Genomic DNA, 20,817 nt, shown 5'->3' with positions numbered 1-20,817 from the left:
CATCTTGACCGGCATCCACCCTGCGAGACAGTCGGTTGACAAACCGGCGGGCACGTTTTTTACTGACGTCAGTTCGTAGCGATCTTGGGGAGAGAACGATGACGACGAACACGGGGGTCCTCACCAGGCCGCAGGCCATCAGCTTCGGTGGGGAGGAGAACCCCTACGCCCTGTACGCGCGACTGCGCCGGCAGGGCCCCGTAAGCCACATGTGCCTGCCGGACGGCGGGGAATTCTGGCTGGTGACGCGGTACGCGGACGCCAAGGAGGCGCTGACCGACCAGCGGTTGAGCAAGGACCCGAACCTGGTCGGCGACCGCTGGCGCGCCACCGTCGCCCAGCCGACCGACGGCGAGGACGCCTCGCTCGTCCGCCACCTCCTCAACGTCGATCCGCCGGACCACACCCGACTGCGCCGCCTCGTCCACAAGGGCTTCACCCCCCGGCGCATCGAGGCGCTGCGCGGCCGGATCCAGGAGATCACCGACGGCCTGCTCGGCGAGCTGGAGACGGCCGAGGGCCCGGTGGACCTGCTGGACGCGTTCGCCTTCAAGCTCCCGGTCACCGTGATCTGCGAACTCCTCGGCGTCCCGCTCGCCGACGTGGACGACATCCACCACTGGTCGACGGCGCTGTCGACCCTCGTCGCCGACGAGGAGGGCCACGCCCGCGTCGCGGAGGCCGCCGGTCAACTCGGCGAGTACCTGGCGGAGTTGGTGGAGCACAAGGCCGACCACCCGGGCGACGACCTGATCAGCGCACTGATCGAGGCACGGGACGAGGGGCAGCGCCTGTCCCACGGGGAACTCACCGCGATGGCCTTCCTCATGCTGATCGGCGGCCACGAGACCACGGTGCACCTCATCGGCAACGGGATGCTCTCGCTGATGCGGCATCCGGACCAGATGGAGCTGCTGCTGAACGACCCGTCGCTGATCACCAGCGCGATCGAGGAGTTCCTGCGGTACGAGGGCTCGGTGGAGGTCGCCACCTGGCGGTTCGCCAAGGAGGACCTGGACTTCGACGGGGTGGTGGTGCCCGCCGGCGCCCCCGTGCTCGTCTCGCTCGCCTCGGCGGGCCGCGACCCGGAGCGCTTCGAGGACCCCGACACCTTCGACATCACCCGCGGCGACGCCGGCCACCTGGTGTTCGGCCACGGGATGCACTACTGCCTCGGCGCGCCGCTGGCCCGCATGGAGGGGCAGATCGCCGTCGGCAGTCTGGTGCGCCGGTTCCCCGGTATCCGGCTCGCCGTACCGGCGCGGGAGCTCCGCTGGCGCGAGGGCCTGCTGATCCGCGGGCTCTACGAACTCCCCGTCCACCTGCGCTGACCCACGGCCCCGTCACCCTTCACCCCCTCCGGAGTCACGCCCATGCCGGCCCCTCTCCTCGCCCTCGTGCTGAGTGTGTTCAGCCTGGGCACCGCCGAGTCCGTCATCGCCGGTCTGTTACCGCGGCTCTCGGCGGACCTCGACGTCTCGCTGTCCCAGGCCGGTCTGCTGGTCTCCGGGTACGCGCTGGCCATCGTGGTCGGTGGACCGCTGGTCACGCTGGCGACCAGCCGACTGCCCCGCAAGCCCCTGCTGGTGGCGCTGATGTCGCTGTTCGTCGCCGGCAACGTGCTCGCGGCGCTGGCCCCCGGGTACGGCGTGCTCATGACGGCCCGGGTGCTGTCCGCCCTCAGTCACTGCACGCTGTTCGCCCTCTCCCTGATCACGGCGGCGGAGATCGCCGGGCCGCGCAAGTCCGGCTCCGCGGTGGCCCGCATCATCATCGGCGTCAACCTGGCGACGATCGTGGGCGTGCCGCTGGGGCTGCTGCTGGCCCAGCAGTGGGGGTGGCGGGCGACGTTCTGGGGCGTGACGGCGCTCAGCGCGATTTCGCTGGTGGCCTGCGTCCTGCTGGTGCCCGGCGTGCGGACGAGCGGTGAGGAAGGCGCCGCCGCCGAGCTGAAGGTGCTGCGGGACCGCCGGGTCCAGGTGGCGCTGGTGCTGACGGTGGTCGGCATGGCGGGCGGGTTCGCCGCCTTCACCTTCCTCACGCCGCTGCTGGAGCAGGTCAGCGGGTTCTCCGGGCCCCAAGTAACCATCCTGCTCTTCTTGTTCGGTCTCGGTTCGCTCGCCGGCGGCCTGCTCGGCGGCAGGCTGGCGGACCGGGCCCTGATGGGGTCGCTGACCGTACTGCTCGGCGTGCTGGCCGTGGCCCTGGCCGCCTTCGCGGGCGTCGCCCCGCAGCCGGTCGCCGCCGTCGGCGCCCTGGTCGTCTTCAGCGTCGTCTTCTTCGCGCTCAACCCCGGCCTCGGGGCCCGCGTCCTCAACTCCGTCTCCGGCCGTGCCCCCACCCTCGCCGTCTCCATGAGCATCGCGTCGGTACAGACCGCGATCGCGCTCGGGGCCTGGCTCGGTGGGCAGGTGCTCGACCTCGGATACGGGCTGCGGAGCGTGTTCCTGGTCGCCGCGGCCGTCACCGTCGCCGGCTGCTCCCTCGCCTGGCTCGAATGGCGAGCCGATCATCGCGCTACCCCACAGCCCGGGAACCCGGCCGCGACCGCGCCGGCGACCGATGATCCGCGAACGCCCCTCACCAGCGCCGTCCCCGAGGCGTCCGCCGCGGCGAGCGCCCCGGCGCTCACGCCGGATCGTCTCGGCTGACCGGCCTCTCTCATGCCCCGCCGCGCGCTTCGGCACGGCGGTCGGCCTCTCCTCCCCCCACCCCGCACAGCCCACCGCGGCGCTCGTCGCCTCCCTCCAGAGAAGGTAAGGAAACAGAAGTGACCAGCACGGTGTCACGCAGAAGGTTCGTCAAACGCACCGCGACCGGCGTCGGCGTCGCGGCGGTGGGGACCGGACTCGGTGCGGGGGTCTTCGCCCCGTCCGTCGCCACCGCCGCGGAGGAAGGGACGTCGGCCGGCTTCGGGCCCGTCACCGTCGGCTCCTCGGACCACCGCTACGCGGACCTGCGCCGCGGCACGAACCAGCGGTTCGAAGGGAGCCCGGAGAACATCCAGCTCGTCGGCACGACCGGTCAGGTCGTCATGGCCGTGCAGGGGGCGGTGACCGCGGGCAAGAAGATCGCCGTCCGCAGCGGCGGGCACTGCTACGAGGACTTCGTGGCCAACCCCGCCGTCAAGGTCGTCATCGACCTGTCCGCGATGAACGCCGTCGGATTCGACGAGACCCGCAACGCCTTCGTCGTCCAGGCGGGTGCCAAGCTGGGCCAGGTCTACGAGCGGCTGTTCAAGGGCTGGGGCGTCACGGTGCCCGGCGGCGCCTGCCCGACCGTCGGCGCCGGCGGTCACATCCAGGGCGGCGGCTACGGCGCCCTGTCCCGCAAGCACGGCCTGATCAGCGACCACCTGTACGCGGTCGAGGTCGTCGTGGTGGACAAGGGGGGCACGGCCAAGGCCGTCATCGCCACCCGCGAGACGAGCGACCCCAACCGCGACCTGTGGTGGGCCCACACCGGAGGCGGCGGCGGCAATTTCGGCGTGGTGACCCGGTACTGGCTGCGCGCCCCGGGCGCCACCGGGTCCAACCCGGCCAAGCTGCTGCCCGAGGCCCCGTCCGAGGTGTGGATCTCCACGGTCAACTGGCCCTGGGCGGGCCTGACGAAGGCCGGTTTCGGCCGGCTGATGAAGAACTACGCCCAGTGGCACATCGACCACAGCGCCCCGGGCGCGCCCGAACTCTCCCTCTTCAGCGAGCTCAAGCCGTCCCACAAGGCGGCCGGCGCCATCTCGCTGACCGTCCAGGTGGAGGCGTCGGCCCCGGGCGCCGAGCAGATGCTCAAGGACTTCGTGGCCTACATCGGCGCGGGCACCGGTGTGACGGCCCAGGTGGCCGAGCACCGGAAGGTGCCGTGGCTGCATGCCACCCAGTGGACCGGCTTCACCGGCCCCGACCCGCTGTTCCGCTTCAAGGGCAAGCCCGCCTACCAGCGCAAGAACTTCACCGACGCGCAGGTCGACGCGATGTACCGGCACCTGACGCGGACCGACTACGAGTACCCGGCCGCGCTGATGCTGATCTCCGCCTACGGCGGCAAGGTCAACGAGATCGCCCCGGCCGCCACCGCCGTGGCCCAGCGGGACTCGATCCTGAAGGTGCAGACCGCGGTGCTGTGGACCGACCCCGCCGACGACGCCAAGCACCTGGCCTGGGTGCGGGAGTTCTTCCGCGACCTGTACAGCGAGACCGGCGGCGTGCCCGGCCTGGACGGCGTCACGGACGGGATGTTCATCAACTACGCCGACGTGGACGTCAAGGACCCGGCCTGGAACCCGTCCGGACCGCCGTGGCAGCAGCTCTACTACAAGGGCAACTACGCCGCCTTGCAGAAGGCCAAGGCGAAGTGGGACCCGCGGAACACCTTCTCGCACGCGCTCTCCATCGAGCTGCCGAGCTGAGCCGTCCCACCGGCGCCACCTCCCTTCCGGAGCCGCCTCTACCGGGGTCGGCATCCCCCATAAAATTGCTTGCGCATGAAATGAAGCTGAGCTAGATTCCTGTGTAAGCGCCACCAGAAGAAACAGACGAAAGAGGTATGACCCACATGACCACCCAGACCGTCAAGCGCCTGCAGGGCAAGAAGGCCCTGGTCACCGCCTCCTCCCGGGGCATCGGCCGGGCCATCGCCCTGCGCCTGGCCGCGGACGGCGCCGACGTGGCCGTCACGTACCAGAGCAACGCCGCCGCCGCTCAGGAGGTCGTCGACGCCATCGTCGCCGGCGGTGGCAAGGCCATTGCCCTGCAGGCCGACTTCGCCAAGAAGGAGGACGTCGAGAACCTGTACAAGGAGGCCGTCAACGCCTTCGGTTCGCTCGACATCGTCGTCAACAACGCCGGCATCGGCGCCAACGGCAACATCGCCGACGTGGACGACGAGACCTTCGACCGCGTCGTCGACGTGAACCTCAAGGGCACCTTCTACTCGCTGCGCCAGGCCGCGGCCCAGGTCAGCGACGGTGGCCGGATCGTCAACATCTCCACCGGCTACACCCACTCCACCTTCGCGGGCACCGGCGTCTACACGGCCACCAAGGCCGCCGTCGAGCAGCTCGGTCTCGCCCTCGCCCGTGAGGTCGGCGGTCGCGGCGTCACCGTCAACTCGGTGCTGCCGGGTCTGGTCCGCACGGACCAGACCGCTCCGATCGCGGACCAGTACGACGCCTTCGCGCAGATGATGCCGCTCGGCCGCATCGCCGAGCCGGAGGACATCGCGAACGTGGTCGCGTTCCTCGCGAGCGACGACGCCTCCTACATCACGGGTCAGTACATCGCCGCCGCCGGCGGCCTCGTTTCCTGATCCCGGGCCGCGGCACCCGCGGCGTCACCGGCCGCGCGGGCGGAATGTGCCTCCCCCGTCCATTCCGCCCGCGCCCCTCCCCCCACAGCGAGCCCAAGTTTCCCCCCGCGTCGACGACGAAGGACTGACATGGATTCCCTGGCGGAGGCCGTCCTGCACGGCGCCACCCCTGAACAGCTGGAGCGGGAGCCGCTGCCCGGCGACTATCTGGCCGTCCACACGCGGGCGGAGGACGCGGACATGTTCCGCGGCGTCGCCGACAAGGACGTACGGAAGTCCCTGCACGTCGGCCGGGTCCCGATGCCGGAACTGGCGCCGGACGAGGTGCTGGTCGCCGTCATGGCGAGCTCCATCAACTACAACACCGTCTGGTCGGCCACCTTCGAACCGGTGCCGACCTTCGCCTTCCTCGACAAGCTGGGCAGGCAGGGCGGCTGGGCCGAGCGGCACCGGCAGCCCTTCCACGTCCTGGGGTCCGACGCGTCCGGTGTCGTGGTCCGGGCCGGTTCCGCCGTCCGCCGCTGGAAGGCCGGCGACCACGTCGTCGTCAGCTGCGTCCAGGTCGACGACCAGGAACCGGCGACGCACGCCGACGGCATGATGGGCGCCGAACAGCGGATCTGGGGCTACGAGACCAACTTCGGCGGACTGGCGCACTACACCGTCGTCCGCGCCAGCCAGCTCCTGTCCAAGCCCGCCCACCTGACCTGGGAGGAGTCGGCGAGCACCATGCTCACCGCCGCGACCTCCTACCGCATGCTGATCAGCGACCGGGGCGCCCGCATCAAGCAGGGCGACATCGTGCTCATCTGGGGCGCGACCGGCGGGCTCGGCGGATTCGCCGTGCAGCTCGTCAAGAACGCCGGGGGCATCCCCATCGGCGTCGTCAGCTCGCCGGCCAAGGCCGAGATCCTGCGGCGGATGGGCTGCGACATCGTCATCGACCGTACGGAGATCGGCCTGGACGGCGACTCCGCGCCCGGCCCCGAGAAGACCATCGCACTCGGCAAGCGGCTCGGCCGGGCCATCCGGGAACGCGTCGGCGAGGACCCCCACGTCGTCTTCGACTTCATCGGCCAGGCCACCTTCGGCATCTCCGTCTTCGTGGTGCGCCGCGGCGGCGCGGTGGTGACCTGCGGCTCCAGCACCGGGTACACCCACCAGTTCGACAACCGCTATCTGTGGATGAACCTCAAGCGGATCATCGGCAGCCACGCCGCCAACCTCCAGGAGCAGTGGGAGTGCAACCGGCTGTTCCAGCTCGGCATGCTCGCGCCCATCCTCTCCACGACCTACCCGCTCGCCGAGACCGCCGAGGCCGCCCGCCTCGTGCAGACCAACCGGCACACCGGCAAGGTCGGGGTGCTCGCCCTCGCCCCCGAGCCCGGGCTCGGCGTCACCGACCCGGGGCTCCGCGCCCGCATCGGCGAGGAGCGGCTGAGCCCGCTGGCGGACGCCGCGGCCCCGCGTGAGCTCGCCCTGACCTCGCGCGAACCGGCCCTGGTGGGCTGACGGTGACGGACGAGAAAGGGACGAGTGCCATGGTGGAGATCGTGTCCGGAGCGTTCACGTCCGGAGTACGGGGGGACTCGGGCGTACAGGAGGACTCCGGCGTGCGGGAGGCCGCCGAGGCGGAGACCGGCGCCGCGCCGATCGAGCGGGTGGGCGTCGTCGGCTGCGGCACCATGGGGGCCGGCATCGCCGAACTGTGCGTCAGGGCCGGGCTCGACGTCCGGGTGGCCGTCAGCTCCGAGGGCTCCTGGGCCCGGGGCGAGGCGAGGATCCGCGCTTCCCTGGACCGCGCCGTCGCCAAGGGCCGGATCACCGAGGCCGACCGGGCCGCCGCGCTGGACCGCGTCTCCTTCACCACGGACCTCGGCGAGCTGGCCGACAGCCAGCTCGTGCTGGAATCCGTACGCGAGGACGAGCAGGTCAAGCTGGAGGTGTTCGCCTCCCTCGACAAGGTCCTGGAGTCCGAGGACGCGATCATCGCCACCAACACCTCGTCCCTGTCGGTGGCGCGGCTCGCCCGCGCCACCACGCGGCCGGACCGGGTCGTCGGCATCCACTTCTTCAACCCGGTGCCCGTACTGCCCCTGGTGGAACTGGTCGGCTCCGTCCTCACCTCCCCCCGGACCCGCGCCCGCGCGGCCGAGTTCGCCGGCGGGACGCTCGGCAAGACCGTCGTCAGCGCTCCCGACCGGGCGGGCTTCCTGGTGAACGCGCTGCTGTTCCCCTATCTCATCTCAGCCATCCGCATGGTCGACAACGGCCTCGCCACGCCTGAGGTCATCGACCAGGGCATGGTGGCGGGCTGCGCCCACCCGATGGGCCCGCTCAAGCTCGCCGACCTCATCGGCCTCGACACCACGGTCTCCATCGCGCAGGCGCTGTACGAGGAGACCAAGGAATCCCTCTACGCCCCGCCGCCGCTGCTGCTGCGCATGGTCGAGTGCGGGCTGCTGGGGAAGAAGTCGGGGCAGGGGTTCTATACGTACGGGTAGCGGGCCGCCCTCCCGTACCTCGGCACCGCGAAGTCGCACACATCGATATCCGTTGAGCCACGGCGAGAGCGCCGTGGCTCAACGCCGTGTACGCGCGGCGCCTGGCGCTCGTCCGGCGACGACTCGGCGCTCGGGAACGCCGACGCGAGGGGGGAGTTATCCGCCGACGCGAGAGTCATCTCTCCGCCGACGCAGGGGGCAGTTCTCCGCCGTCGCGGGGCTCAGCTCTCCGCCGATGCCAAGGGCAGTTCTCCGCCGACGCGGGAGTCAGTTCTCCGCCGACGCGGGAGTCAGTTCTCCGCCGACGCGGGGTTGTGCCGCAGCCGGGCCACCAGCGGGGCGGTCTGCTCGTCGAACGAGGCCACGTCGAGGGCCGTGGTGAGTTCCTTCTGGAAGGTCGCGGCGGCGGCCGTCACGACCGCCTTGCCCTGGTCGCTGATCTGCGCGTACATGACGCGACGGTCCTCTTCGCCGATCGACCGGGTGGCCAGCCCTTCGCTCTCCAGCCGCGCGACCAGCCGGCTCACCGTGGACTGGCTCAGCCCGATGGCCTCGGCCAGATCCTGCATGCGCACCCCGCCGGCCTTCGCGTTCTCGCGCATGACGACGAGCGCGGTGTACTCCGCGACGCTGACGCCATGGCCGCGTTGCAGCCGCTTGTCCAACGTGCTGCTGATACGGCTGGTCAGAACCGTCAGCTGCAGCCAGAGCTCGATCTCGGTGTCTCGGCGTCCACGCCCTGCGGCCACGTTGATCTCCACACCTTGTCGTTCCGGCCCCCGTGCTGACACTCAATATTAATGTACCCGCATGCATTGACAAGGTTGACAGGAAAACGAGTTCTTCCCCGCGGATAAATACGGGAAAACGCGAGTGGCCGGGAGCGGCGTTCTCCCGGCTACTTCTCTCTTCTTCTCTCTACTTCTCTCAGCACACGACTCGGCACCTGACCTCGTCGGCAGACGCTCCTGAACAGCGACGATCACGTTCCCGGCCGCGTCCGCGACCCCGCTCCCGGTCCCACTCTCGGTCCCGTTCCCTCTCGCGTTCTCCTAGAGGGCGTACGCCCCGACGTAATCCGCGAATCTCTCCCGCAATTCGCCGGCCGACAGACCGAAGTCATCGGCCTGGAACCGGTGCGGAGGCGACGCGGGAGCGGCCGTCGACCGCACCAGTCCCTCCACATTCCCCAGCACCGCCGGACTCGGTTCCACGCCGAGGAAACGCAGGACCCTCCCGACGGTCGCGGCCGGGGCGGAGACCAGGTCGGCGTGGCGCACATCGAGGAGCCGGTCGGGCCCGAGCCGGCGGTCGGCCGCCGAGGCCCGCGCCAGGTGGCGTTCCAGGTGATCGGCCCACTCCCGGCCCACTTCCCGCGGGACGACGCGGAGCGAGGTGGCGCGCCGCAGCCCCGCGGAGAGCCCCGCGGTGATCGTCACCACGGTCGCGGGGTCGCGGTGCACCCGGATGATCCGCGCATCGGGGTAGACGCGCAGCAGCTCCTCGACGCGGACGGCGTGGAAGGGCGCCCGCAGGACGAGCGAGGCGACCGGTATCCGCGACGTGATCGCCTGGAGCTGTTCCCGGTGGAAGGCGTAGGCGGCGGTGAGGTCGGCGTTCTCCAGTTCCGCCACGTACCGGGGGATGCGCAGGTTCATTCCGGTCGCCGGACTCTGGAACGCGTTGAAGAGGAGCTGGTGGCATCCCCCGGGGCGGGTGGCCTCGCGGAGCCGTCCCACCGTGCGGTGGCGCAGGTGCCGCCGGGATTCCTCCACCTGCGCGCGGGCCCGCCCGATCAGCATGAGCCGGCCGGGGGAGCCCTCGGCGGTCGGGTAGAGCATTTCCCAGAGGGTCGGCGCGTCCACGCTCGGGTGTTCGACCAGCAGGTTCTGGAGCAGTGACGCGCCGCTGCCGGGGAGTCCGGAGATGAACACGGGGTCCGCGATGTCCGCGGCGGCGACGTTTGGGGCCTCCCGCATCAGGGCCGCGAGCCGCGTCTGCTGGGTGAGGGCGGAGAGCAGCCGTTCGCGGACCGCTGCCGCGCCTTCCCAGGTGAGGTCCGCTTCGGCGTTCACCGCCTCGACCAGGCGGTCGAGTTCGGGCAGGAAGCGCAGGGGCGGCTCTTCGCCGGGGTACCGGGCCCGCGCGCAGGACAGGAGTTCACCCAGGTTGATGCGGACGGGGCCGGACCACCGCGGGTCGCTGGGGTGCCCGGCCTCCCCCTGGGCCCACCCCGTCGCGGGCCGCGCGCTGGGCGCGGCCACCTGGCTGTCGGAAACACGCTGCATCACTCGCCAACCCCCGGATGATCACCAGTACCTGAGATGTTCACGGACTCCCTGATCAACATCTCCGAGCGCGTCGACATTAAAAACCGTTCATGCGGTTTGTCAACCGCCCGCGAACGACCCATCGCGCCACCGACCGCACCACAGCACCCCCTCACACGCTGCGGAGAAGTACCACCGACGCATTCACGCCCGACCGCTGGCCGAATAATGCAGCATGGTTGGTTTTTTTCTCACCAGCACGTACGCTGCTCGCACCCCCTCTGGATCGACCGAGGCCGCAGCACCCATGCGGTCTCGGCACCGGAGCTAGCGCCATTCATCCGAACAACACCGCTCGACCGGTTTCCTTGCCCCTCATGGACCTGCGACGTGGCGGCGGGGATGAAGAGTCAGCACGGAGTCGACCGTTGACAAAGCAGGAGAGGGCGGCGATCACCCGCCGCGATCTGATCCGTTCCGCCGCCGTTGCCTTCGACCAGCACGGTTACGCCCAGGCGACCTTGAACGACATCAGCAAGCGGGCCGGCGTCAGCACCGGAGCCCTTCACTTCCACTTCCCCAACAAGGCGGCGCTCGCCGAGGCCGTGGAGCTGGCCGCGATCGAGACGCTGCGCGCCGTGATGCGCGAGGCCCACGACAGCGGCAAGCCACCGCTGCAGACGCTGTCGGACGCCTCGTACGGAGTGCTGCGATTGCTGCGCGGGAACATCGTGTTCCGGGCCGGCTTCCAGCTGAACGCCGATCTCACCTGGGAGTCCGACGTCGACCTGAGCAGCGAGTGGCACGCCTGCGTCCGCCGGCTCGTCGACGAAGCCGCCCGGGAGGGCGCGCTCGGCCGCGACGTGACCCCTCAAGACGTCGCGACCACGATCATGGCCACGATGACGGGGTTAGGGCACCTCGGGCACGAGGAACCGGAGTGGCTCTCGCGGCGCACGCTCGCGGGATTCTGGGAGCTGCTGATGCCCCGGATAGCCGTGACGAAACCGACCGGGAGCCCCGCCGATCAACCGACCGGTGGCCCCACCGACCGGCCGGCCACCGGCCCCGCCGACGAGCCGACCGGCAACCTCGCCGACGAGTTGGCCGCCGGCGCCCGCGACGGCGAAGGCGGCGCACCGCATCCCTGAATTCACCAAAGCGTCATGACTCCGTGATGATCAATAGCTGCGGAGTGTGACACTCTCTCGTCCCCCCCACGGTCCCGGTCTGGCCGAATCCCGCCGGTCGTCCCGCCGCCCGAAAGCCTCGCGCACGCGCTTGCCTTTCCCGCCGCCGGTGACACCGGCCGTGACGGCCCGGACCGGCACCGGTCGCACGCAGCACTGTCCACGGAACGGAAGAGGATGCCGAACATGCAGGGATGCCCGATGCGAATCGACGCGGCCGGCCAGGACATCCAGGGCGAGGCCGCTCGCATCCGCCGTGGCGGCACGGCCGTCCCGGTCGAACTCCCGGGCGGGGTGAGGGCCTGGGCCGTCGCCGACCCCGCGGCGATACGCCACCTGTTCACCTCGCCCGACGTCTCGAAGGACGCCGTCCGCCACTGGCCGGCCTGGACGAACGGGGAGGTGCCCGAGGACTGGGCCCTGTCCATGTGGGTGTCCATCCGCAGCATGTTCACGGCGTACGGCCCGGAACACACCCGCCTGCGCAAGCTGGTGTCGAGCTCGTTCACCGCGCACCGGACCAAGGCGCTCTACCCCGCCGTACGCGCCATCGCCACTGAACTGCTCGACGAGCTGGCCGCGTTGCCCGCGGGAGGGGCGCTCGACCTCCGCGCCCGGTTCGCGGTCCCGCTGCCGGCGCGGGTCATCTGCGAGTTGTTCGGCGTCCCGCGCCACCGCCGTGACGAGCTCTGCGAGATCTTCGACCACCTCTTCGACACCTCGGCCGACGCGGCCGTCATCGCCCGGTCCGCCGCGTCGCTCTACCGGATTCTGGGCGAACTGGTCGACGCCAAACGGAAGAACCCCGGAGACGACCTCACCAGCGGACTTGTCCTCAAGCAGCGGGCGTCCCTGGAGGACGGGGACGACGCGCCCCTGGACGATCAGGAGCTGCTCGACACCCTCGTCCACCTCCTGTCGGCGGGTTACGAGACCACCGTCAACCTCATCGACCACGCGGTGCACGCCCTGCTCACCCACCCCGACCAGCTCGAACTCGTCCGGTCGGGGCGGGCGTCCTGGGAGGACGTGGTCGAGGAGACCCTGCGCTGGGAACCGGCCGCCGCGAACCTGATGCTCCGCTACGCCGTCGAGGACGTCGACCTGGGCGACGTGGTGATCCCCCGGGGCGAGGCCATCCTGCTCTCCGTCGCCGGGGCGGGCCGCGATCGGCGGGCGCACGGCGAGGACGCGGACCGGTTCGACGTCACCCGGCCGACCCGGCGCGAGCACCTGGCTTTCGGCCACGGCGTGCACCACTGCCTGGGGGCGCCGCTCGCCCGGATGGAAGCGGTCGTCGCCCTGTCCACGCTCTTCACGCGCTTCCCCGATCTCAGCCTCGCCGTGCCGTCCGGTGCGCTGCAGCCGGTGGCGTCCTTCATCTCCAACGGACACCGCGAACTCCCGGTCCTGCTGACCTCCCCCGCCGAGCAGCACCAACCGCACGAACCGCACGAGCGGCACGAGCGGCACGAACCGCGTCGGCAGGCCGAGCCGGTCCCCTGCCTGGTGGCCGGTTGAGACACGAAAGGGGGCCACGACCTGCCGGCCGTGGCCCCCGGGCGAACGGTGGATCACCTACGTCCGGCGTAGCCCTGGATCACGCACCGGAAGGCGACCTCTCCGCGCTGGACACCGGTCACCTCGACCGCGCTCGCCCCCGCCGACCACGCCTTCACCGCACGGGCCTCGATGAAGCACGGACTGTCGAATTCGACGTACCGATGCGCACGGATCGCGGCGGACACGGGGGCGAACTCCGCGTCCGGATCGAACCTCCCGTCCGGGGCGATTCCCCCGTCCGGGCCGAATCCCCCCTCCCCGGCGAAGGCATACGCGGCCTGCTGCGCCGCCTCCAGAAGAACGAGCCCGGGAACGTGGTCGACGGCGTGGTCGATCAGGGCCGGGTGCCCCGTATCGCTGATCAGTTCCCAGCGGTTCGGGCGGCCCGTGGCGGAGAGGGTCACCTCGTCAACGGCGGACCGCCCCACGACGGAGGGCGCCACGGGGCGGGGCATCGCCCCCGGTCGCGCCGTGAGACGGTCGCCGCGCAGCCTGCGGTAGACCCTCTCCGGCACCCAGCTGAAGTGGGACTTCCCCGTCGCGAACGGCCGGCCGTCCTGATACAGGCCGATCCGTACCCGCAGGCCGCGGCGGCCGGTCCAGCTGTATTCCGCCTCCGCCCGAAGCGGCGCCCATATAGAGGTGTGCTGGCGCGGATCGACGGCGTACATCAGGTCGTCCAGCAGGAAGTGGTTCCCGTGGGTGGCGACGCCGAGCCCGGCGTGCGTGAGCCCCAGGCCGACCTGGCGCAGGGTCTGGGCGATCAGCATGTGGTGGTGCGCGCTCCCCCGGGCGGGAGCGAAGAAGCGGTGCCGTTTCGACCAGTCGACCGTGAGCGAGAAAGCGGTGTCGCCGCGCCTGCGCCAGTCGGTGACGAGAACGTCCTCGGCGGCGGCTCGGTGAGCGAACGCCGGGGTGATCGCCGCGGCCTTCCGGCTGGGCGCGGGAATCTCCAACAGCATCATCGAAGCGGACGGTGACTGGCTGTCCTGCGCAAAATCGATCATGGCCCCCCCCCGGGTCATCGTTGCGGCGAAGATCGCGCCCTCATGGTACTAAAATACCGACCAATCGGTTCTTGATGATGCGCACTAAAAAGCGGCGGACCGGATTCCACATGCTGGGACCACGGCAATAGGGAGTTGCGGGGAGTCTGGGCATCTTTGGCCATGTCATACGATACTGGGCGGCCGGTTTGGAAAACGGGCCGGTCAGCGCCACCACTTGTCAGGGAGACCTTGTATGGCACGCCAGGAACGTGCGATCCGGACTCGCAACGCGGTGCTTGAAGCCGCTGCCGCGGTCTTCGCCGAACACGGCTACGAGTCAGCGACCATCGTGCAGATCCTTGAGCAGGCCAAGGTGACCAAGGGCGCGCTGTACTTCCACTTCGCCTCCAAGGAGGACCTGGCACGCGGCGTTCTCGACCACGCCGTGACGGAGCCGCCGCCGGACCACCCGATCAAGGTCCAGACGTTCGTCGACATGGGACTGCTGCTCGCTCACCGCCTCCCGAGGGAGCCCCTGCTGCGCGGCGCCGCCCGCATCGCGGCGGACCAGAGCGCCCAGCGCTTCTTCGGCTGGCCCTGGCAGGACTGGGTGAAGCTCACCGCACAGCAGCTGTCCGCCGCCAAGGACCAGGGCGAGGTCCTCCCGCACGTCGACCCGGAGCAGATCGCCCAGGCGATGGTCGGCGCGTTCACCGGAACCCAGCTCATGGCGCAGGCCATGACCCAGATGGCCGACTTCGCGGAGCGGGTCTCCTTCCTGTACGGCCTGGTGCTGCCGAGCATCGCCGTACCGGGGGTCCTGGGCCAGGTGGACACCTCGCCGGAGCGCGGTGCCCGCCTCTACGCCGACTTCCTGGCCGCCTCCAAGGCCGCCGAGTCCGCCGAGGCCGAGAGCCCGGACGACTGACGCTCCACGCGCACGGTTTTCCATTCACATCACGCGAGTCATCGCGACAGGGGGCAAGTCACCTATGGGTGCCTTGAAAGGCAAGACCGCACTCGTCACCGGAGGCAGCCGGGGCATCGGCCGTGGAGTGGCCGAGCGCCTGGCCGCGGACGGCGCGGCCGTCGCGGTCCACTACTGCGACAACGAGGCCGCGGCACTCGACACCGTCAACGCCATCCGCGACGACGGCGGCACGGCCTTCCCGGTCGCCGCCGACCTCGGCAGACCGGACGCCGCCCGCGTCCTCTACCGCGCCTTCGACGCCGCCCTGAACGACTCCGGCCTGCCGCCCGGCCTGGACATCCTCGTCAACAACGCCGCCATCGGCCCCCTCGGCGACATCGAGACGGCCACCGAGGACCACTTCGACGAGGTATTCACGATCAACGCGCGCGGCCCCTTCTTCGTCACCAAATACGGCCTGGACCGCATGCGCGACGACGGCCGCATCGTCAACGTCTCCTCGGCGGCGACCCGCACCGCCTTCCCCGAATCCCTCGCCTACTCCATGTCCAAAGGCGCGATAGACGTCCTGACCCTGGCCCTGGCCAAACACGTCGGACACCGCGGCATCACGGTCAACACCGTCGCCCCCGGCTTCGTCGAAACAGACATGAACGCCCCCCTCCGCCAAACCCCCGAGGCCGCGGCAGGCCTGGCCGCCTTCTCGGTCTTCAACCGCATGGGACGCCCCTCGGATATAGGGGACGCGGTGGCCTTTTTGGTGTCGGACGAGGCGCGGTGGATCACGGGGCAGTGGATCAGTGTGAGTGGAGGGGCGGGGTTGTGAGGGAAGCGGGGTGGTGAGGGGGCGGGGCCTGAGGGCGTTGGTGGCTCCGGCACGTCCGCTTACAGGGCGACGGCTCCGCACGAAACCTCGCTGATCGTGGCAGCCGACATGACCACATCGATCCCGTCACGCTCCGCGTGCTCCAGGAGCCGCATCGCCTAGCGACCCCGGTCGACCCCCGAGGAGAAAACCCGCGAATCGAGCCCCGGCACTTCGACATTCACGTTGCGCGCTCCGACTCCTCGGTCCCGTACAGGAGCGCGCGGGCCTCGGCCATCTCCTCATCGGTGAACGCCCCGCATTCCCCTTGATAGCCGTCCAGCTCTTCCCGCAGAAGCCCGCGCCGCTCAGCCCGTTCGGCCAACTCGGTGACATAGCCGGAGACATTGTCCATATGCGCCTTCCTGCTCACCAACAGCTCTGCGGGCAGCGTCCATCGTGACCGTCTTCGTCTTCGCCACGCCGCGACCATAACGTGGTATTGCGCCACGCCGGAGAGAAACCGTGCCAGGGAGCACGGCTCCAGAACAGTCGCAGCTCATCCGGCACCCTCAAGCGGCCATGGGCCATGGTGCACGCAAGGAACACTCGGTGCACATGGACACATGACACAGTCACCGCCCACAGAGTCCATCCGTGACCCCCGGGCACATCTGGCCGAGCTCTTGGCGCGAGCCGACCGGAACGGCGTGCCCATCGACGTGCCGCGCGAGTACTAGGAATGGGAAGAGCGCGAGATCAACCGGATCATCGACGAGCGCGCGGCCGTCCCGGCGCCCGGCATCCCGATCGAGGACATCATGAGGGAGACCCTGGCACGCGGTGAGTGAGTAACACACCGTCTTCCGAACGGAAATGTCATCCCAGCAGCTCAGACGGCCTTCCGCCGGCTCAGCGCTCCGGGGTCCACCGGTGGATCAGCTCGTGCTGTGCCAAGTCCTTGAAGTAGCGGTGCCGCGACCAGGCATCGATGTCGCCGATGACGATGAGGCGGCGACGGGCGCGGGTCACGGCGACGTTGAGGAGGTTGGGCTTTTGAGCGGCCCAGTTCCGGGGCCCCACCTGGTCGGCACCGGTGCCCAGCACCAGGATCACGATGTCCGCTTCCTTGCCTTGCGTGGTGTGCACCGTGCCGAAGCGCTTGGAGGTGAGACTCCCGCCCACCACTTTTCGGATGCCGTGGACGACGTCGCGGAACGGGCTGACGACGAAGACGGACTCGTTCAGACGGCGCTTTCGCTCCGCGGCGAGGTCCCCTCCCGCGGCCTCGCCGGGGAACGCCTCGCCGATGTCCGGGCGTTCCTGGCGGATCGCCTCGTCGATGCGGGTGCGGATCCGGTCGAGGGTGATCTCCAGGGCCGTTCCTTCCTCCGGGTTCCACTTCTCCTGGACCGGCAGGGCGCGGACGTCCCACCACACACTGCGCTGCGCCAGCGGGAAGTCGTCCTGGTCCCGAACGACTCCGTAGACCATCATCCCGTCGTAGGCGATCTTGTTGCTGACGTCGAACATCAGTCGGTCGCAGCGGCGGTGCACCCGCAGGGGCGAGCCGAGCCAGATGTCCTCGCCGTCCTGGTCCTTCAGCCAGGTGCCGTACGGGTTGAGGCGGTCGGCGAGGGACTGGACGGAGGCGGCGGCCGGGGCCCACCGGCGGTCCACCTCGAAGTGTCCGGCCAAGCGCCGCTGGCCCGTCCACGGCAGGGTGACCACGGGTTCGAGCTGCAGCGGGTCGCCGACGACGACGGCGCGACGGGCCCGCCACAGGGCGCCGACCACCTCCTGCGGGGCGGCCTGGCCGGCCTCGTCGACGAACAGCCAGCCCAGAGCCTCACTGCCCAGCCGGGCGAACATGCGGCCCACCGACGCGAAGGTCGTCGAGACCACGGGAACCACCAGGAACAGCATCTGCCAGGCGGCCAGCACCGTGTCGGCGTCCAGATCCGCCGGCGCCTGCCCTTTGACCACCTCCATCACGGCCCGCAGATTCTTGCGCATGCGTTCGGGCGCGGTGGCCAGCAGCGCGCGGTGCAGGTCCAGTGCCGCGAGGAAGAGTTCCGAGCGCGCCTCGGCGAACTCGGCGTCCATCCACGGCGCCGACCGCTCCCGGGTCTCCATCGCCTGACGGTCGTCGAGGGCCGCCCGCCATTCGGCTCCCGGCACGTGGTCGCCCCACCGCTCCTCGGCCGCGGCCAGCCGGTGCTGCTCGGCTTGCTGCTCGCGGCGCCGCCGGGCCACCTGCCGTCCGGCCTCGGTGGCGAGGGTGGCCTGTCGCTCACGTGCCTGCTCGCACGCGGTCAGCCGGGCCTCGGTGCGTCTGATGGCGGCCAGTGCCCGATCCAGTTCCCCCTGGGCGGAGCGCAGAGCCGCCTGTCGTGCGGCCCGAACGGATTCGAGCTCGGCAAGACGGGCGTCCGCGGCCTCCACATCCGCCTGGAGCGATAGGCGCCCGGTTTCCCAGCGCCGCATGGGCTCTCGGGTGACCAGTCTCCTGATCCGGCCGGGTTTGTCCGCGTCGTGGGCGCGGAGCGCCGACTCCGCCGTCCTGACGCCTTCCTCGCCGGAGCGGACCTCGGCTTCGGCCAGGTCGAGTCGCGTGCGCTCGGCGGACATCGCGTCCCGGCGCCGGGCGTGCCCCTCCCGGTGGTCGGCGAGTTCCCCTTCGACACGGCGCTGCTCCTCTCGCAGAAGCAGCAGCGTGTCCTGGGCGCCGGACTCCCAGGCCACCAGCTCGTCCAGGAGGGCGTCGGGCCCGGCGAGCCGGGCGAGCAGATCCGCGATCTCCTGGCGCTCCGCGGCCAGCGCGTGCACACGACCGCGGGCCCTGATGAAGCGCCGGACCGCCTGCTTCCAGGTCCCCTTCCCCAGCGGCGGCGCCTCATCGGCTTCAGAACCCGCGCTCCGAGCGTTCCGCGGGGAGGCGGAGAGGTGGATGCCCTGCAGCTGCAGGATCTTGTGCAGGCCCAGGAGCGGGCTGTCCCCGTTCGCCTCCGGCCTCGTCCTGTTGTCGCCCTTGCCCTGCCCGCCCCACCAGAAGCGCTGTACGAAGTCGGACCGATTGCCGCGCCGTCCCAGGCGTGCGGCGATCGCACCCCAGGCGTCTTCCTCCAGCGCCAGGCTGGCGGGGCCGGCGAGGTAATCGGCGCGTCCTCGCCACGCGTCACCGATCGATCGCGCGCCGGGGACTTCCAGGGTGACGTTCTCCACCGCTCCGTTGTTGGACGAGGCGATCACGATCTCGAAGCCGGTGAGTTCGGGGATCAGGGGGTGGATGGTCTGCGGGTACGTCTTGCCGGCGGTCTCCTCGGTGCGCCAGGTACGCGGCTGTGAGGCGAAGGCGTCCTCCGGCCGCTCCAGGACCGCCAACCGCTCGGCCCGCTGGACCACCAGGGCCGCGATCAGGTCGCGCAGCATGGTCGTCTTGCCGGTTCCGGGTGGTCCGTTGACCGCGTAGAGGCCGCCGCCGTCGTCCTGCCCGAGACTCGCCAGGATGCGGTTGACCGCGAACTGCTGGCTGAGCACCAGCGGCTTGTCGGCATCCGCCGGCCACCGGCCCAGGGGCATGCTCGACGGCTGCACGCTCTCCAGCACGACCTCCGGCAGGCGCCGCACGTCGAAGCGGTCCATCGCGTCCAGGTCCGTCTCGGCCCGCAGGTAATCCACCAGGGCGGTGCCGGCCTGTCCGGCTTCGAGGACATCGGCGACCTGTTCCAGGTCGTCGGCGTAGAAGCTGTTGAGAAAGACGTCCTCGCCCGCCTCGTCCGCGCGCCGTGCCGCGACCTGAACACTCTTGACCCGGATCGCGTTGGGCCGGAGAGCGTCGGCGACGCCGAGTTGCTCGGCCACCCACCGGGTGATGGCCGCCAGGTCATGCACGTCCAGGACTTTCGTGCCCACCTCGGCCGGGGGTCCCTCCTGCTCCGCCTCGCGCTGCCCGGCTTCCTCCGCATCACCGCTGCCCGGGTCGTGGCCGGATCCCGCGCCGCCGCCCGGATCGTGGCCGGATCCCGCGCTGTCGCCCGAGGAACGGCCGGTGAGCTTGGCCGCGGCGGAATCGATCACCTCACCGCCGATGTCTTCGATCACCTTCGCGGCCACCGGCCCCGCCACGGGCCCCAGCCCTCCGCTCACCACACCGGCCGCCACCCCGAGCCCGCCCTTCGCCGCACTGACGACGATGCGGGACATCAGCCCCGCGACCGGGCCGAGCCCCGACGGCGGCGACTCCGACCGCTGCGACGCGGGGCCGGCCGGGGGCCGGCGATCGACTTCGACCTTCCCGTCGCCCAGGTCCAGCAGCCGCTGCAGCAGGCGCGTGCTGTCCTCGTCGAAACCGGTCAGCCACTGGTCGCTCTGCGGCCCGGGACGCAGGGTCCGCCCGACCGCCCAGGCACACGAGGACAGGGTGGCACTGTCCTTGATCAGCACCCCGTCCTGGTTCACGGTGAAGCAGAGCACGGCGCTGTCGCCGCCCATCCGGCCATCGAGATCCTGCTCGGACTCGGGAACACGGAACGCCCGCAACAAGGCGTCACGCACCTTGTCGACCTTGAAGACCCCCGCGTAGACCGTGTGCTGCCACACGGAGTTCGGCCGGGGCCGGGTCCGGCTGACGACGGATCCGCGTTCCCAGGGCAGCGGCCGATCCGGTCCCACGGCGAAAAGGTTCTTGCGCGGATCCACCGGCTCGACCTTCGGCGGGGAGAAATACTCCACGGCCCGCCAATAGCGCAGGATCCGCGCTTGACGCTGCCGCTCATCCCTCGCTCGCTTGGCAGCCCTCACGCGTCCCCCCTGAGATCGTCGGTGCCGAGGCAACGTAGCAGAGCCCGGAATACGCGATCGCGGTATCGACAGGACCGATGCGGTAGGTGCGTTGCGGCATCGATCGAGCACACCGCCGTCGTGACAGCCACGGCGGGGACAACCCCAGGCCCGACTAATTGGGCGCCTCGCCAAGCGCCTCCTGGAGTCGACCCACGACCCCACCCGTCCGTATATACGTTCCCTGCCGCCCGGCACCACACAGAGCCCGTCCCGGCACGGGCGCCTTCGTCTTTACCCGGCACCCTCCCGGCACCCTCCCGGCACGGGAAAAGGCCAAGGGCCCGACTCGGAAGAGTCGGCCCCTTTCCGATCCGCGCGTCTGCCGGATCAGCGGCGTGGTGGTACGCCGACCGCTACACGTTGAAGCGGAATGCCCGCGGACTGATCCGGACTTGCGATGGAGCCCCGTCCAGGGT

Annotated in this window: 15 protein-coding genes and 1 pseudogene; 11 read left to right on the top strand and 5 right to left on the bottom strand. The window is 70.5% G+C overall.

From position 1 onward, the window contains the following. The first annotated feature begins 98 nt into the window (after window positions 1-98). From ABZX96_RS25300 to ABZX96_RS25275, 6 genes are all read left to right on the top strand, one after another. The gene (locus ABZX96_RS25300; protein ID WP_355548644.1) at window positions 99-1,331 is read left to right on the top strand and encodes a cytochrome P450; all 1,233 of its coding nucleotides are present in this window, start codon (window positions 99-101) and stop codon (window positions 1,329-1,331) included. 42 nt (window positions 1,332-1,373) lie between these two features. Next, a complete protein-coding gene (locus ABZX96_RS25295; protein WP_355548641.1) occupies window positions 1,374-2,651 on the top strand; it encodes an MFS transporter in 1,278 nt (425 codons plus the stop codon). A gap of 119 nt (window positions 2,652-2,770) precedes the next feature. Beyond that, window positions 2,771-4,405, top strand: a complete 1,635-nt coding sequence (locus ABZX96_RS25290) for an FAD-binding protein (protein ID WP_355548638.1) — start codon at window positions 2,771-2,773, stop codon at window positions 4,403-4,405. A 146-nt stretch (window positions 4,406-4,551) separates the two neighbouring features. Then, window positions 4,552-5,304 carry a 3-oxoacyl-ACP reductase family protein gene (locus ABZX96_RS25285; RefSeq protein ID WP_355548635.1) on the top strand — a complete coding sequence of 251 codons (753 nt, stop codon included), beginning with the start codon at window positions 4,552-4,554 and terminating at the stop codon, window positions 5,302-5,304. 129 nt (window positions 5,305-5,433) lie between these two features. Continuing rightward, complete coding sequence (gene ccrA, locus ABZX96_RS25280) at window positions 5,434-6,816, top strand: crotonyl-CoA carboxylase/reductase (protein WP_355548632.1); 1,383 nt, start codon at window positions 5,434-5,436, stop codon at window positions 6,814-6,816. A gap of 29 nt (window positions 6,817-6,845) precedes the next feature. Further along, the gene (locus tag ABZX96_RS25275) at window positions 6,846-7,808 is read left to right on the top strand and encodes a 3-hydroxybutyryl-CoA dehydrogenase (RefSeq protein WP_355548629.1); all 963 of its coding nucleotides are present in this window, start codon (window positions 6,846-6,848) and stop codon (window positions 7,806-7,808) included. A 290-nt stretch (window positions 7,809-8,098) separates the two neighbouring features. Here the strand turns inward: ABZX96_RS25275 and ABZX96_RS25270 are convergent, their stop codons facing one another. Both ABZX96_RS25270 and ABZX96_RS25265 read right to left on the bottom strand, forming a co-directional pair. After that, window positions 8,099-8,569 (bottom strand): MarR family transcriptional regulator, encoded by a 471-nt coding sequence (locus tag ABZX96_RS25270; RefSeq protein ID WP_355548626.1) that lies wholly within the window; start codon window positions 8,567-8,569, stop codon window positions 8,099-8,101. 291 nt (window positions 8,570-8,860) lie between these two features. After that, a complete protein-coding gene (locus ABZX96_RS25265) occupies window positions 8,861-10,096 on the bottom strand; it encodes a sulfotransferase (protein WP_355548623.1) in 1,236 nt (411 codons plus the stop codon). Between the two features lie 410 nt (window positions 10,097-10,506). On the opposite strand from ABZX96_RS25265, the gene ABZX96_RS25260 reads away from it, so the two are divergent. Continuing rightward, a complete protein-coding gene (locus ABZX96_RS25260; RefSeq protein ID WP_355548620.1) occupies window positions 10,507-11,229 on the top strand; it encodes a ScbR family autoregulator-binding transcription factor in 723 nt (240 codons plus the stop codon). A 240-nt stretch (window positions 11,230-11,469) separates the two neighbouring features. Next, on the top strand, window positions 11,470-12,789 hold the full coding sequence (locus ABZX96_RS25255; RefSeq protein ID WP_355548617.1) for a cytochrome P450: 1,320 nt from the start codon (window positions 11,470-11,472) through the stop codon (window positions 12,787-12,789). A 53-nt stretch (window positions 12,790-12,842) separates the two neighbouring features. Here the strand turns inward: ABZX96_RS25255 and ABZX96_RS25250 are convergent, their stop codons facing one another. Further along, window positions 12,843-13,838: a ScbA/BarX family gamma-butyrolactone biosynthesis protein gene (locus tag ABZX96_RS25250; RefSeq protein WP_355548614.1), complete on the bottom strand. Its 996-nt coding sequence runs from the start codon at window positions 13,836-13,838 to the stop codon at window positions 12,843-12,845. A gap of 235 nt (window positions 13,839-14,073) precedes the next feature. On the opposite strand from ABZX96_RS25250, the gene ABZX96_RS25245 reads away from it, so the two are divergent. Together ABZX96_RS25245 and ABZX96_RS25240 are read left to right on the top strand one after the other, a co-directional pair. Continuing rightward, on the top strand, window positions 14,074-14,748 hold the full coding sequence (locus ABZX96_RS25245) for a ScbR family autoregulator-binding transcription factor (protein WP_355548611.1): 675 nt from the start codon (window positions 14,074-14,076) through the stop codon (window positions 14,746-14,748). 64 nt (window positions 14,749-14,812) lie between these two features. Next, entirely contained in the window at window positions 14,813-15,577 is a 765-nt protein-coding gene (locus tag ABZX96_RS25240; protein ID WP_355548608.1) for an SDR family oxidoreductase, read from the top strand. 220 nt (window positions 15,578-15,797) lie between these two features. On the opposite strand, the gene ABZX96_RS25235 is transcribed toward ABZX96_RS25240, so the two are convergent. Next, window positions 15,798-15,971 (bottom strand): hypothetical protein, encoded by a 174-nt coding sequence (locus ABZX96_RS25235; protein WP_355548605.1) that lies wholly within the window; start codon window positions 15,969-15,971, stop codon window positions 15,798-15,800. Window positions 15,972-16,182: 211 nt separating this feature from the next. Between ABZX96_RS25235 and ABZX96_RS25230 the strand changes: the two are divergent. Next, window positions 16,183-16,407: pseudogene (locus tag ABZX96_RS25230) on the top strand (prevent-host-death protein). 61 nt (window positions 16,408-16,468) lie between these two features. Here ABZX96_RS25230 and ABZX96_RS25225 read toward each other — a convergent pair. After that, complete coding sequence (locus tag ABZX96_RS25225) at window positions 16,469-20,290, bottom strand: AAA domain-containing protein (protein ID WP_355548602.1); 3,822 nt, start codon at window positions 20,288-20,290, stop codon at window positions 16,469-16,471. Between the last annotated feature and the right edge of the window lie 527 nt (window positions 20,291-20,817).

This window comes from Streptomyces sp. NPDC003077 (genome assembly GCF_040611095.1).
In the GTDB taxonomy this organism is placed as follows: domain Bacteria; phylum Actinomycetota; class Actinomycetes; order Streptomycetales; family Streptomycetaceae; genus Streptomyces.
Note: the sequence above shows the minus strand (reverse complement) of the source record. Positions and strands in the feature narration are given on the sequence as shown.